This is a genomic window from Peribacillus deserti (assembly GCF_016909175.1).
In the GTDB taxonomy this organism is placed as follows: domain Bacteria; phylum Bacillota; class Bacilli; order Bacillales; family DSM-1321; genus Paraperibacillus; species Paraperibacillus deserti.
Genome location: NZ_JAFBFI010000039.1, coordinates 1 through 13547, shown reverse-complemented (window position 1 = coordinate 13547; position 13547 = coordinate 1). Strand labels below are relative to the sequence as shown.

The following is a 13547-nucleotide window of genomic DNA, read 5'->3' as shown; positions in this document are numbered from 1 at the left end:
ACAAGCAACCAGGCACTCTTTTAAAAATACAGAATGAGCTGTCTTCTTTAGTATTGCCTTTTTGACTGTATCTCAGAATTAATTTTCATGGGAGTGAAGAAGAATACCTTTATTGTGATTTATTATCAATTGAATTAGCAATTTCGACTAATATATTGGGGGTTACCTACTTAGATACCCTTTTATCAATAGCAAATAAAAAAGACTGCTTTTTTGCAGTCTTCGCTTGTTTCTTAAAGAACTAACGCACCTTTTAGTTGAAGAACAGAATATAATCCGTCTTATATCCACTTGGCTTATTAAAGTCGAGTAAAAAAATGGAGCTGCAATTGGCCTCCTTATAAATTTTAAAAATAGGTAAAGAACCCGTTTTAAAAAGAAAAGACACCCATTTATGAGTGCCTCAGGCATTTAAGCTAATGTAGATTCTTCAAATGAAACATTTCCAACATCTTTACCGTTTTCGTCCTTCAATAGGTGTCCATACAGCTTGTGTACTTGCCAATACATTAGGTCCAAACTCTCGGAAATTATTACTGCATGCTCGATTTTACCATTTCCTTCAACCACGACCGAGTATCTTTTTCTTTGGTTCACCTTGGACATTTAATGTCCCCCTATTATTAATAATCAGCCATGTGTAAAGTAACATACGAATTTTCATTGTACTCTATATTTTATTATCAGTCATTCATTTTACCATTTGCTGTAAACTCTAAAACTAGTTTCACAACAAGTCACCCTCAAAAACGGTTTCTTCTTTATCATTGAAGGTAGATAACAATCCAGTAAGGATACCTGTTTCATTTTTTGTTGCTTTCATATTACGTGGGATATCAAAAATGCTGCCGTTTATGGAAGCTGATTACCTGTAATATTGTTATTTTCTTCTATAGTTAAATGACTTAATATTAGGTATATGATTCCAGTACACAATATGAAGATTTCAGGTCGAGTTCCTAGTATCCCCCAATAGAGAAAGAAACCTACTACCAAACCGATACCTAGTACTAAGGAATACCAAATATAAGACACTTTCCAAGCTTTATTTTCAATCCTAAATGAGCCCACTGCAGTAATTAAACAACCAGTAATATTATTAGAAAGGTGAGTAGTGTAAAATATTGGTCCATTCCGAAATACTTTGTCCGGATTTAAAGCCTTTGCTAAACCCGGTCCTATTAGAAATAAAATGAAAAACTAAATGCAACAAGGATCGTCAGTGTTCCAACCATAATACCCAAGGTCTTGGTGAAAAAGTATGGTTTCATTGCGAATCACCTTCTTCATGTATAATTGTTATACTATGCGGAAACAGAACTGCTGCAAAATATCATGTTGTTAATTGATTTTGAACAAGAACTCTGCTACTTCATAAAAGACCTAACGACTATGGGTGTTCTTTAATAATATCCATTTGCTTTAATACTTGGAGTGTAATATTTTTTGCTTCAGTCCCTGTCCCACTAAGATTCAATGCAAATACCCAGGTTTCTTTATTTGATTCTATAAAACCTACATACCATCCTAACCCCATATCCGAAAGCCGCGTACCTGTTTTTCCGTGAAGTGTATAGTCATCTTTCTCTTCTTGAATCATCATTCGCTTGACCGTTTTCTGGTTTTTCTCCTTAAATGGAAGCTCTTCTTCAATAAGGTGTTCCATAAAATCAACTTGTTCCAGAGCGGAAATTTTCAAAGTGCTATTCAGCCAGAATATATCAATGCCTCCTGTAATATTGCCGTTTCCATATGCCATCAGATTAATATACTTTTTCATTTTAATTTCTCCTATATCCCTGGCCATATCTTGATAAAACCAAATTGCTGACTCCCTCATAGCAGAAGCTAGTGAGTGATCCCTATTCCAGTTTTCGAATTCCCTGCGAACACCATCCCAGCGTTTCACTTCATACTCATCCCTTACAGCACTTGTTTCGAGCCCGATTAGAGCGTTTGGCACTTTAAAAGTTGATTCAGGAGTAACCATCTTTTTACTTCTTTCGTTATTATAAATATAGATATGATCGTTTTTTAAATTCTTAAGTACCATTGTCCCGTCCTTGCCATTAAATAAATCTTCAATGTTCAGTTTCTTTGTTTTCAGGCCTTTTGCATCCGCCGCTGTGACCAGACATGCGAAAACTAGCATGATTGAGAGCATGAAAAATACCGCCAGATTGCAGAACCTTGAACCTCTCTTAAAATTGTACATTTCCATTGACAGCCTCCTTTATGTTGCTGAAGTAATATGACTCTTATGGTAATTTATACTATATGAGAAACTAGTGTTATGGAAGATGTTAAATATATCGTCTGTACCCATACAGATTAATGAAGCGGGGAATAATATGAAGACAAAATACGAAGAAATTATAAATGAAATCCATGTCCGAATATCAGACGGCCGTCTTAAGCCAGGGGACAAACTACCGTCCATTCGGTCCCTGGCGGAAACTTTCGAATGTAGTATAAATACAATTGTTAAAGCCTACACTGAAATGGAAAAAGAACATAAGATCTATTCGGTTCCTAAAAGCGGTTTTTTCCTTGTCGGAATCCGACAATTTAGTAATAATTCCGCACAGGAAATGATTGATTTTTCATCCGCTGGTCCTGACAAATGGAATATGCCCTACCGTGATTATCAGCATTGTATGAACCAGGCTATTGAACTCTTTAAAGAAGAAATGTTTCAATACTCAGAACCTCTTGGTCTATCATCACTCCGATATGAGCTTTCAAAGCAGCTGCAAGATTTACAGGTTTTCGCCCCGCCTGAAAGAATTTGCGTCGTATCCGGCTCCCAGCAGGCCCTAGATATTCTTGTTTCTCTGCCCTTTCCGAATGGAAAAAAGGAAATTTGTGTTGAGCAGCCTACCCATTTCAGTTTTATAGATTCCATAAGCTCTCGCGGGCTGAATGCAATAGGGATAGAAATGACAAAAGACGGGATTGATCTAACCTATTTAGAGAAGTTGTTTAAAGAAAGGTCCATAAAGTTCTTCTATACCGTTTCCAGATTTCAGAACCCTACGGGATATAGCTATACAAATAAGGAAAAGAAGAAAATTGTGGAGCTGGCTCAAAAATATGATGTATACATTATAGAGGACGATTATATGGGGGATCTTGATACAAGAAAAAAGGCCGACCCCATGTTTGCATATGATCCATCAGGCAGAGTAATATACACAAAAAGTTTTTCCAAGGTCCTGCTGCCTGGGTTAAGACTTGGTGCGGCTGTTTTGCCCGACCTACTTCTCGAATCATTTTTCAGGGCCAAATTCGCCTCTGATGTTCACACCCCTGTGCTAACCCAGGGAGCATTAGAAATCTATCTGCAAAGCGGGATGTATAAGGCTCACATTGAGGGGCTTAGAAAAATTTATAAGAAAAAAGGAAGAATCCTTAAACAAGCATTACATGCCTATCTTCCTAAGCAAGTTGTATTTACTGGAGCTGAATCCGGCTTTTATTCTACCATTCAGCTGCCCTTACAGATTAAGGCAGCACTTTTAGTACATAGTCTTAAAAAAAAGAATGTTCTTGTTCAAGATGCAACTGGAATGTATCTCCCCGTTTATAAAAAAGAAAATGTAATCCGTCTAAGTGTTTCTCAAGTAGAGGATAAGAAAATTGAAAAGGGGATCAGGGTCATTGGAAAAGAGCTAAACTCACTTTTAAGGAAAGATTAACTTCAGAGTTCCGCCCTTTCGTGAAGAAGATCATTAAAAGATGTCATGTAACATGGTTTTTTCATTTCATTGCGGATCAGGCAGGCTTTTTCAACTAACGCACCCGTTATTTAAACAAACCTCCTGGGAGTCCTATGCTTTTATCAACATCAACTGAGATGCCATCCATTCTATATATCGTCACTTCAATAACCTCTGATGGTTTACTGTAAGCCCCCGAAATTCTTTTTGTAATTGCAGGTTTAGACGTATCTTTAAAAATGAGGTTTTCATAAAAGACCATTTGAATGCAGTAATTGGTTCAAAATTTTCATAAAATATACTCATGCTTGGAAAAATCATTACATTTTCAGGATTGGAGGCAGATAATAGGGGATAAAAGAAGAAGGAGAGAAGAATTAGATTCTCCAAGAAAATGGGTGCAAGAACATGCAATTATTTCTCCTGCAGGATTAGCAGAACTTGAAACACTTCAGGCAAGGCCAAGATTTGATGCGGTATTAAGGGTTGTTAATACATTCGGATGGGATATAATAATTTGTTGAAAGGGAGTTTTATCATGCGGGTAAAAAAGATAAGTAAAAAGGATGGAAAATCAAAATATCTCTCATTTGAAATGGCAGTGAGGGAGCTTTATAATACTGGTACATGGGAAGGCGACCTTGAAAAAATAGCCGAATTGCTTAATGAGCAAGGAAGGCTCTTAACACCATTTGCAACCTTTGAAATAGAGGGAAGATAATCGCCAGAGGACTTCACACCTTGAAGTCCTTTAATTTTATAAATTAAATCAACGATATTCTTTACATAGCGTTTTTCTTAAAAAAATAGGATTCATGTTGTTTTCTCCGTGGCTTATAAAAATCATTTGGAGGGATTACTGGACACTCACTGCCTGTGGCTGCCTTTGCAGCCTATTTAATGATTTAATGCATAAGAAGGAGTGGCTAACCGGAAACAATCTTTTTAATTATACAGTCTTTGTCCAGTTTGTTTAATGTCAACATTGGCCGCTTTTAACGTTTTAACTACCGGGCAGCGGCTATCGGTTATCTCTTGCAGTTTTTGTACGACTCTTCTGATTCACTTGTTCTAACCTCAACGGAAATTTCCATCGTTTGAAAATAGGTACCCACATTTGGATCGCCCTTAAGGCTGTTTGTATCAGGTTCCCCTTAAATGGTAAAGGACAGCCCTTTAAGAAAGATGTAAAGGCTTTGATAGCAATAAACTTCCAACGTCGTTTTAAAGTTGCGAACCTATGTACGCTATGTTACAACTAAGGTACCCCTTCAGGTTAATATTTTTTAAGGAGTGTTTATGAGTGAATAAAACAGAATTCGTTAATCAAGTAGCCAAAACCGCAGAACTCTCACAGAAAGATGCATCCAAAGCAGTAGATGCCGTTTTTGATAACATTTCAGAGGCTTTAAAAAATGGTGATAAAGTGCAATTGATCGGATTTGGTAATTTTGAGGTCCGTGAACGTGCAGCTCGTACGGGTAGAAATCCACAAACTGGAGAAGAAATTCAAATAGCAGCTGGAAAAGTTCCCGCTTTTAAGGCTGGTAAAGCACTTAAAGATGCAGTAGCTGGAAAGTAAATGTTTTACAAGTTGAGAACAAAATGTCGATACCAACTAAGGTATTGGCATTTTGTTTTTGTAAAGCTATTGCTCCGTTAGTTCAAGAAGACTTCATTTCTGAAATCTTCACTAAATTTTTTTCACGCATCAATACTATTCGCTTTTTCAGTTTCTTCTCTCCCCCAACAACAATACATCTACCACGCACTATGTCAAATTTGCCTTTGTATTTCTAATCCTTTAATTCCTTTAATAGGTTTTATTTAGCTTATTCGATTGTATATACTTGGAAATAGTGATAATCTAAATAGACATACTTTTTATCCTATTTAAGGGAGACTACACCTATGGTAAGTGAATTCGAACGCTTACTATTTATTAAGGAACTTGAACGCTTAGTAATTGAACATAATAACTGTAGCGTTAACCAAGTTCGGAATAACATCCGCAAAGATATTCTTTTACTTCGCAAAGCATTAGTCAGTATGTCTGATTAATGCTTTTTTAACACCTACTCGAACGTTCGAAGGAGGAATAATTTATGCTGAAAGTGTTAAATAAAGTTGGATTATTGAGAAACCTACACAATGCGAGTCGAGGTAATTTGTTTTCAGTAGAGATTCCTAAGGCTACAAAAGATGATGGAAAAAGGATTGAAGAGTTGATTGGAGAATTACAAATAGAAGGAAAAATCAAATTAAGAGAATGTGTTCAACGAGAATACTCAGTTTATTTAAATGGAATATTAAAGTATGCATCCGAATAATCGGGTGCTTTTTCCATTTCGGTGGAACACATAATGACACCTGCGTAAGTTGGCCTAAATGAGCACTTGAAACCATGAATAAGGTATAGAATGAATTACTAAGGGAGGGGTAACTAGTTCAAGTAGGTTAGCAAGGAAATAACAGCTATAGTTCATGGATATATGTTAGAGCTAAAGAAGAACACCTTCTATAAACTTAAAAGAAGTAATTTATAAGGGGGAATGGTAATATGATGTTCAATATATCCGCTGGTCAAAAGGTGAAGGTGTTTGCCGGAACTACTTACATAGGTGAAGTTGTGGATGTTAAAACTCACGGCTTTTGGCTGACTGAAGATTATGAAACTGAAGAATACATATCATTTATAGATACTGAAACCATCAAGATTTTAGAGTAGGTTATAAGCGTACTGGCTTCTTAGCTAGTACGCTTATATTATGGAGTTGATTAAACTACGCTGCCGCCCATCCCCCACACCATGTAGCTATACCCAGTGAACCAGAATCTGCCTTTGACAAATTTTTCACCAGTTTTTTCAGGAAGTTGAAGAACAAACCTTGCTTTATCAACGATTATATAAAAATACTATTTTTGTTAATGTGTTGCATGATTTGCAATTTTTTCCGTATTCTGTTATGATAAAGAAGAATTATTTTTGTTCGGTGTAATGGATAGTACGAATATCGACTTTTCGTTTTGAGAATCACTTTGGGCAAGGATAGTAATACATTGTGTTTAACGCACTAGGAGGCAACAAAAATGGAACAAGGTACAGTTAAATGGTTTAATGGAGAAAAAGGTTTTGGCTTTATCGAACGCGAAAATGGAGACGATGTATTCGTACACTTCTCTGCAATCCAAAGTGAAGGTTTCAAAACTTTAGACGAAGGTCAAAAAGTAACGTTTGACGTTGAACAAGGTGCTCGTGGGGCTCAAGCTTCTAACGTTCAAAAAGCTTAATCTTCAATCGAGTATACAAACAGGCTCTTAATATAGAGCCTGTTTTTTTATATGGTCTGAATTAGACTCAATAAAAAAACCCTACTCGACGTTCAAGTAGGGAGATGGTACAGGTAATGTAAAAGAATTTAAAGCTTCAAAGGTTTGTTTACAGTATAACATACTGTATTGACAATATACGGAATGTATATAGTTATTTATTTTTCATTTTTAATACAACTACATTTTATTCTTTCTTATTTCACTCACGACGTTAGTTGAACAAGCAATCGATTATATTTGTCGTTTATACGTTAAAGAGACATAACTGCAATTTTATTTCATAAAACAGACAAAGGAATATGCTCCTCTGTCTGTTTAAAGCTGTGAAATTAGTTTTGCCTTTAAATAGTCTTGTTCGGATCTATCTAAGACTTACAATATTCTTTCGATTATGTTAACAAAATAGCTTGTCCCATTTATGCCCATGAAATTCCGAAGTAAATATCACAAGCACCACTTCTTCGAGTGATGTGTGCTAAAAATATGGTTATTGAATGCTATCTAGTACTTGCTTAACGTTTGCGAAAGTCTTCATTGTAGACATATTAATGCCGCTATTTAATATAGTTTGTGAAACATTTGTCCTATTTGATGAAGTTGGCGTGCTATCTCTGTATCGATTTTCAAAATTCCAGAAAAAAATAACAATAACAATCTTTAGCTGTTTGTCAGCAACTAAGGAACAACTTATCCATAATATAATCCGCCCTATATGAGTCGATAAAACCGATTAAAGGAATAATCGCTATACCTTCTTTAACCAATACAATCGGTGATAAAGTTCGCCAGTTCTCTTTGTGTTTCTTCCTTATATTCTTCGGACAGGCGTTCGAAAGTAAAAATCTTTTCGTTGAGACTAATGTCTAATATTCTGTTTATCCGTTTTTTATTATATCCAAGTTCTTTTAATGAAGCCCAAATTCTATGCTAATAATCGTTATTAAGTCTGTAAAGACGTCCGTGGTTGGGGTGTAACGAACAATCATCTCAGAAATTTTTCCTTCTGGAGATACCTGTCCTGCTGCGTTCTTCTTACTTCAAACAATAAGTGATTGTGGCACTTCCTCATTCTCGTTAAAAAGATAATCACCTAAGAAATATGAAATCAACATACATGTTTATTGCATGTTCTTTTTCCCTTTTAGGTATTTCAGATTTTAAACTATCCAGAACTCCGTTAACAGCTTAGTCTAAAAATTGGTTTTATAATTAAATGTGAACTTGTTAAACTCCTACGCCTATCGTATGGGGGTCTTTACTTTACGTATTGCTAAATTTAAATATAGCCTATGTAAACTAACGTACTCGTTAGTTTGTTTCTAACCGTAGTTGAATTGGAAAGTTATTGATCTTATAGCTTTTCCATCACAAAATCGTGTTGTAAACGTCTCTCTAATTTTTCTAAATCCCCCCCACCTTCGACAAAAGTTTTGAATTTATCAGCCATTAACTTTCCTGAGTTTTTACCAATATGTTTAACATTGAGTAATTTAACCACCTTTACAAGATCTGGAGTCACATCTCCACGATGTAATTTACCTGGGATTTTTGCCCATAATTTTTCCCACTCATCTAATAATCCAATCTCATTAAAATAAAGTTTTTGCAAGCCGCATAACCACGCCATACAAGAAGTATTGCGTTTTTGACATCCTTCCTTATCTTTTAAGAATTCACACCCCTGACAACAAGAATTTCCACTTTTAATACAGACGCTACAAATATCATTAGCTCCAATTTCTTCAAATACGGTTAACCCATAATCGATAAGATGTTCTTTTTTCATTTCTAAACTCATTATTCTTCCCACTTTACTTGGTTTATAAAGACAATTTGGGCTTAAGGTATTTAGTTTTTTAGTATTTGTAAACTTCCCCTTTTTATTAACCTAGATCCAAATTTCAAAATCCAATCTTCTAAATCCTCTTTAAAGCGGTTGATTCAGACTTTTTTATAGTTTCTTTCTCAGGAAATATTATTGCACTAACCTGCCCTGTTAGGGAACAAGCTTCTTTTCTAAGATAAGAACAACAAAAATAAACGTTATAATTACAAGGGTAATTGCTCTTGATGTTTTCCTTTCCCATCTTTGTATTAAAGCATTCGATAAACTCCTATCATCATTAATTTCTTGTTTCAATTCTTTCTTGAATCGGGAAGATTCTATAAGCAATAACCCCAATAAAAAAACAGCAATTAAACCAAAAACTACTCAAATCCAGTTCATATTGTTCATCCTTCAATGTATTATAATGGGTTAATATTTGTTTCAAAATTAGCATACTCCACATCACCAAAAAAACTATTATACATTTATTAAACTAATCTGCCCTGTTAGTGGAACAACACAAAAAAGCTGCCGCAGCAGCCCTGTCTTCTATAACTAATGAACAAATTTCACTTCCATAATAATCCCAGATGAAAAGAATGGGCTGAACAGATTTTTCACTTTGATTTATTTGTATCTTTAACTGGCAAATTGATCCAAAATTGTTTTTGTCATATTTATTTCTCCTTTTTTAATTTAATTCTACTCGCATATATTCTTCAGGAAGGTATAAACCACCTTCTTCTACTAACCCGCTTCATTGGTAGAACAAATCAAAAGGCAGCCAAGGAGCCAAAATTAATTAAACTATCGCATCCGGTAGTTCAGAAAAAACACTTAAATTATGGGTAAATTATAGACTAATATCTTGGTTGATGGGACAAATTCTTGCATATAAAAATCAAAATTGGGTATCAAAAAGATATATGCCGGATTGGGTTTGACTGCTTTTTGGAATGGAGGAGTTTGTTATGGAAAAGATGAATCGAGGAATTTTGACGGCGCTGTCGGCGATTGGCATAGCGCAAGGACTTAAAATTTTAACTCACAAGAAGTTGACGGGAAATTGGGACTTGAAGCAGGCTTTCACAACGGGAGGTATGCCTAGTTCGCACTCTGCGGGTGTAGCAGCTCTAGCTTCCTATGTGGCGGCGAATAAAGGATGGCGTCATACTGAGACATCGCTTGCAACAGTGTTTGGCGTAATTGTGATGTATGATGCTCAGGGAATTCGTCGACATACTGGAGAAATTGCGCAGCTCGTGAACGATCTTGAAGATAATCTGGTGAAATTTTCGGGTGAATTTCCTAGCTTTGAGTATGTGGAGCGAGAGAAAGAACTGAAGGAAATTCTCGGTCATCAGCCGGTGGAAGTAGGAGCTGGTGCGTTGCTTGGCATTGCGCTTGGTCTAATCTCGGCGAAAATCGAGAATGGTAAGCCAAAGAAACACGAAGATCTGGAATTAGAAGAATAAATCATTCCAATATGCTTTTTTATATAAAATAAGTCCTATTGTGACTTATTATTATTGAGTTAATGGAAAACATCCGTTTGGAAATAACTCTGAACAACATGAGTACTTATTTAGAAATTGAAAAAGCCTTCCTAATTTAGGGGGCTTTTATGCTGTCCAATTCTTAAATGAAGGTTTCCGCAAGAATCCTTTTTTGTAAGGTTACGATACTTCACGACTCGTTTGCAATCCGAAGCTCAAAAACTCCTTTTCATTCTACAATACTTTCAAGCCTCCCACCTTATCTCCTCATAACACTCAATGTTCTTTCCCCGTTAATTGAACTGCTCTTTTCAGGCTTGGCCTGCATCAGCGTCTTAGGAGCTCTCTAATTGATCTACTTCTTTTTTGCTCAATAAAAACACGGGCGCAAAGACGATGAATAAGTTTCCGACCAAATAAAACAAAATGGATACGCCTGTATTTTCAGGTGCCTCCTGCGTCTGCATCATGCTCATCAATACAATTCCCGCAAAAATCAGGATCGCCATGTATACTGATACGACCGCGGCCAGCTTTTTATGGTTTCTATTAACAAAGCTTAAAGCAGTCCTTTTATTCAATGCATGCGCTGCCATGATGAAATGGTCGTTGATAGCACCATTAACCAGAAGAAAATAGTTCCGCTCAGAAGTATGAACAAAGGCACAACAGCAAAGAAGACAATTCCCATCAATAAAATGTAGACCTGCAGCGAATAGTATTTTACCGTGTCATTTTTGTACTTCTGCCAGTGTGAATATTGTAGGACCAGCAGGACCAGTACGATGATGCTGTTTATGAACAGCCATGTGACAGCCGTTTCTTCCGGCATGAAACTGGATGGGAGCATGACACATAAAAAAAGAAATGCACTCATCTTGATCCGGCTTTCCGCCGGCTGTGCCGTTGTATCATGTGGTATGTTTTTTTGCATTTTGCTCTCTCCAATCTTAAGAAGCTAAAATTTTATATTCTTTATTCACTTTAAATTGGATATAGAAATAAAGTAAAAACAACATCATCTCTGTCTATATTTTAGTCAACTTGTTCATCTAACCTGCCCCGTTAGCCTTTTGCGTTTAAAATAGATTAGCCTGAATTTGCATCAATTTCAGCGTGAGTTGTGGCATCTTTCTATGGATATACTTTATTACGGCCAGTAATCTTGATCAACTATTACAGCCCCAATCAGATATGTGTTAGATTGTAAGGCCAATTCTAAAAAATATCTATCCCTGGTTAAGCCCATTCCTTTTAATCCTTCTTTCCTGATCTTTTTGTTCCTTTTATTCTATAATAAAAATGACTTTCCTCTATTCCTCCTTCTTTAAGCAAAACAAAAATAGGCTGCGGAAGCAGCCGTATTTTCTCAACTAACGCTCCCGTTACTTGAATAAGACTTTTTACTGTCGAGGTACAAACAACATTACTGAAACACCAGCTAAGCATATACCTGCACCTACCCAATCATATAAATCAGGTGTTTTTTTATCGATGCCCCATCCCCACAATACAGAAAGAATGATAAATACCCCTCCATAGGCAGCATAGACTCTACCGAACGTTGGGAATGATTGAAATGTAGCGATCACACCGTATAAAGCCAAAGCTACACCTCCAAAGATACCCCAATAAAACGGTTTACCTTCTCTTAACCATAACCAGATTAGATAACCTCCACCTATTTCAGCAAGTCCTGCAAATATAAATAGTATAATTGCATACATCATTTTTAAATCACTTCCTTGCACATTCAACATGCCATAGTCATTCTATTAGTAGACCCGTTTATTTAACCTGCCCTTTTATAATAACAAAAAAGGGCTGCTGAAGCCCGGCTTCCTGAACAAAAGCACCCATTAGTTCAAGAAGAGTTCTTTAATAACTTACTATTCCAAAAATAAATTTGAATTCTTTACGACTCTTCTCTAATCTTTTCAAACCTTCTATTAAATCAAAAATCAGAACAGTTTTACCAATCCATAGCCTTAAATAAGAAGAGTGGAACTTTAATGGTCCTATTATTCCTTTTTCTTCATATTCCGTGCCGTCCTCTAATTCTGTTTCTGTCCTAACTAACCAAGTATTCCCTATTCCAATTTCAATAAATTTCAATATTATCTCTCCCTAAAAAAACAGTAGAATATTAATATTTTTTTCTATGGGATGTTATTCCTTCCTAACCATAACAGCCCGTTAAGTGGAATATCCAAAGGCTGCCTAAAAAGCCATACGTTCTTCAACTAATGCATCCTTTAGTTTAAGAGTCAGGATAAGTATAGATAAACCCTTATCTCCTCTTTGCAACCGGAGCGTGAGGTTAAGTTGTTGGAGATTGGCATAAGTTGATTACAGGTCCGTTAATAGTAGCCATGTTTATTTAACAACAAGATTTCCTACATATTGAACGGTACCTTGCTCTGCATGTAAAACAATTTCCAATATATAAGTTCCCTTTATACCAGGAGCTTTAAAAGTACCATCTTTATACTCAACCTTGTTAGAAATCCCATCCTTCCATAGTGTGATTTCTACAAATTTATCCAGAATGGTTCCGTCGTTTGCTTTATAAGTAAACAAAACTTCATTACCGGCCTTTATTATGATTTTCTTTTGCTTTAATCCCAGAACCTGGATATTAGACACTTTTTTCTTTTCATACTCTCCAGGCTTCACTCTCCAGTTGATGTTGGCCAGCTTTAATGCTGTAGGGGGTCCTTCTGCTGACAGAATACCTTTAGGAGGTTTTGTATCATAATCTTCCCCGATAAAAGTAAAGTCAAATTGAATAGCCACAAGGGATAAAAGTAAAAATCCTACTACGATGGAACAGATGACAAAAACATACTTCATGAACCTCTCCATACAGCCCCCCTAACAGGATAATTACAAGTAATAAAAAATAATTTGTTCGTTCTTACCATCCATTCAATCTCGACCTTTGGTCTATCATTGGATCGGGATCTGGAACCAAAAAAGACTCTTCTCTGGTCTTTTTCGTATGTTCGAGAGTTGCTTTGACGGCAACTTTTCTAACTCCTTTCCTTTTCCAGCATCCCGTATATCAGAGTCCTCATTCAACTAACGCACCCGTTAGCCAATCATGCAGCACTGCTGCACCACAGAATATGAAAATGGGTTTCCTGTCCATACTGATCTTACGGCTAGGAG

16 protein-coding genes are annotated in these 13547 nt (G+C 36.1%); 8 read left to right on the top strand and 8 right to left on the bottom strand.

Going from position 1 to position 13547, the window contains the following annotated elements; translation table 11 throughout:
- Nucleotides 1–411 precede the first annotated feature (411 nt).
- Together JOC77_RS20635 and blaOXA are read right to left on the bottom strand one after the other, a co-directional pair.
- A complete protein-coding gene (locus JOC77_RS20635; protein WP_204548358.1) occupies nt 412–606 on the bottom strand; it encodes a hypothetical protein in 195 nt (64 codons plus the stop codon).
- Nucleotides 607–1390: 784 nt separating this feature from the next.
- The gene (gene blaOXA, locus JOC77_RS20630; RefSeq protein WP_204548364.1) at nt 1391–2215 is read right to left on the bottom strand and encodes a class D beta-lactamase; all 825 of its coding nucleotides are present in this window, start codon (nt 2213–2215) and stop codon (nt 1391–1393) included.
- Between the two features lie 136 nt (nt 2216–2351).
- Here blaOXA and JOC77_RS20625 point away from each other — a divergent pair, with 136 nt between their 5' ends.
- The 7 genes from JOC77_RS20625 to JOC77_RS20595 all read left to right on the top strand — a co-directional run bounded on the left by JOC77_RS20625 (nt 2352) and on the right by JOC77_RS20595 (nt 7010).
- Nucleotides 2352–3698, top strand: a complete 1347-nt coding sequence (locus tag JOC77_RS20625; protein WP_204548355.1) for an aminotransferase-like domain-containing protein — start codon at nt 2352–2354, stop codon at nt 3696–3698.
- A gap of 296 nt (nt 3699–3994) precedes the next feature.
- A complete protein-coding gene (locus JOC77_RS20620; protein ID WP_204548353.1) occupies nt 3995–4243 on the top strand; it encodes a hypothetical protein in 249 nt (82 codons plus the stop codon).
- A gap of 14 nt (nt 4244–4257) precedes the next feature.
- On the top strand, nt 4258–4440 hold the full coding sequence (locus JOC77_RS20615; protein WP_204548345.1) for a hypothetical protein: 183 nt from the start codon (nt 4258–4260) through the stop codon (nt 4438–4440).
- Nucleotides 4441–5022: 582 nt separating this feature from the next.
- The gene (locus tag JOC77_RS20610; RefSeq protein ID WP_204548342.1) at nt 5023–5301 is read left to right on the top strand and encodes an HU family DNA-binding protein; all 279 of its coding nucleotides are present in this window, start codon (nt 5023–5025) and stop codon (nt 5299–5301) included.
- 523 nt (nt 5302–5824) lie between these two features.
- Entirely contained in the window at nt 5825–6049 is a 225-nt protein-coding gene (locus JOC77_RS20605; protein ID WP_204548339.1) for a hypothetical protein, read from the top strand.
- 230 nt (nt 6050–6279) lie between these two features.
- Nucleotides 6280–6447: a hypothetical protein gene (locus JOC77_RS20600; RefSeq protein WP_204548336.1), complete on the top strand. Its 168-nt coding sequence runs from the start codon at nt 6280–6282 to the stop codon at nt 6445–6447.
- Between the two features lie 362 nt (nt 6448–6809).
- Nucleotides 6810–7010: a cold-shock protein gene (locus JOC77_RS20595; protein WP_204548333.1), complete on the top strand. Its 201-nt coding sequence runs from the start codon at nt 6810–6812 to the stop codon at nt 7008–7010.
- 1393 nt (nt 7011–8403) lie between these two features.
- Here the strand turns inward: JOC77_RS20595 and JOC77_RS20590 are convergent.
- A complete protein-coding gene (locus tag JOC77_RS20590; RefSeq protein ID WP_204548330.1) occupies nt 8404–8850 on the bottom strand; it encodes a DNA mismatch repair protein in 447 nt (148 codons plus the stop codon).
- A 1001-nt stretch (nt 8851–9851) separates the two neighbouring features.
- Between JOC77_RS20590 and JOC77_RS20585 the strand changes: the two genes are divergently transcribed.
- Nucleotides 9852–10355 carry a divergent PAP2 family protein gene (locus JOC77_RS20585; protein ID WP_204548327.1) on the top strand — a complete coding sequence of 168 codons (504 nt, stop codon included), beginning with the start codon at nt 9852–9854 and terminating at the stop codon, nt 10353–10355.
- A 356-nt stretch (nt 10356–10711) separates the two neighbouring features.
- Here JOC77_RS20585 and JOC77_RS20580 read toward each other — a convergent pair whose 3' ends face one another.
- The 5 genes from JOC77_RS20580 to JOC77_RS20560 form a co-directional block, all read right to left on the bottom strand.
- Nucleotides 10712–10957: a hypothetical protein gene (locus tag JOC77_RS20580; protein WP_204548325.1), complete on the bottom strand. Its 246-nt coding sequence runs from the start codon at nt 10955–10957 to the stop codon at nt 10712–10714.
- The gene (locus JOC77_RS20575) at nt 10954–11310 is read right to left on the bottom strand and encodes a hypothetical protein (protein WP_204548322.1); all 357 of its coding nucleotides are present in this window, start codon (nt 11308–11310) and stop codon (nt 10954–10956) included. Before JOC77_RS20575 ends, JOC77_RS20580 begins: the two co-directional genes overlap by 4 nt.
- A gap of 469 nt (nt 11311–11779) precedes the next feature.
- On the bottom strand, nt 11780–12106 hold the full coding sequence (locus tag JOC77_RS20570; protein WP_204548361.1) for a YnfA family protein: 327 nt from the start codon (nt 12104–12106) through the stop codon (nt 11780–11782).
- 148 nt (nt 12107–12254) lie between these two features.
- Nucleotides 12255–12491, bottom strand: coding sequence for a DUF3977 family protein (locus JOC77_RS20565; protein ID WP_204548320.1), 237 nt, complete (start codon nt 12489–12491; stop codon nt 12255–12257).
- 261 nt (nt 12492–12752) lie between these two features.
- A complete protein-coding gene (locus JOC77_RS20560) occupies nt 12753–13241 on the bottom strand; it encodes a hypothetical protein (RefSeq protein ID WP_204548317.1) in 489 nt (162 codons plus the stop codon).
- Nucleotides 13242–13547 lie beyond the last annotated feature (306 nt).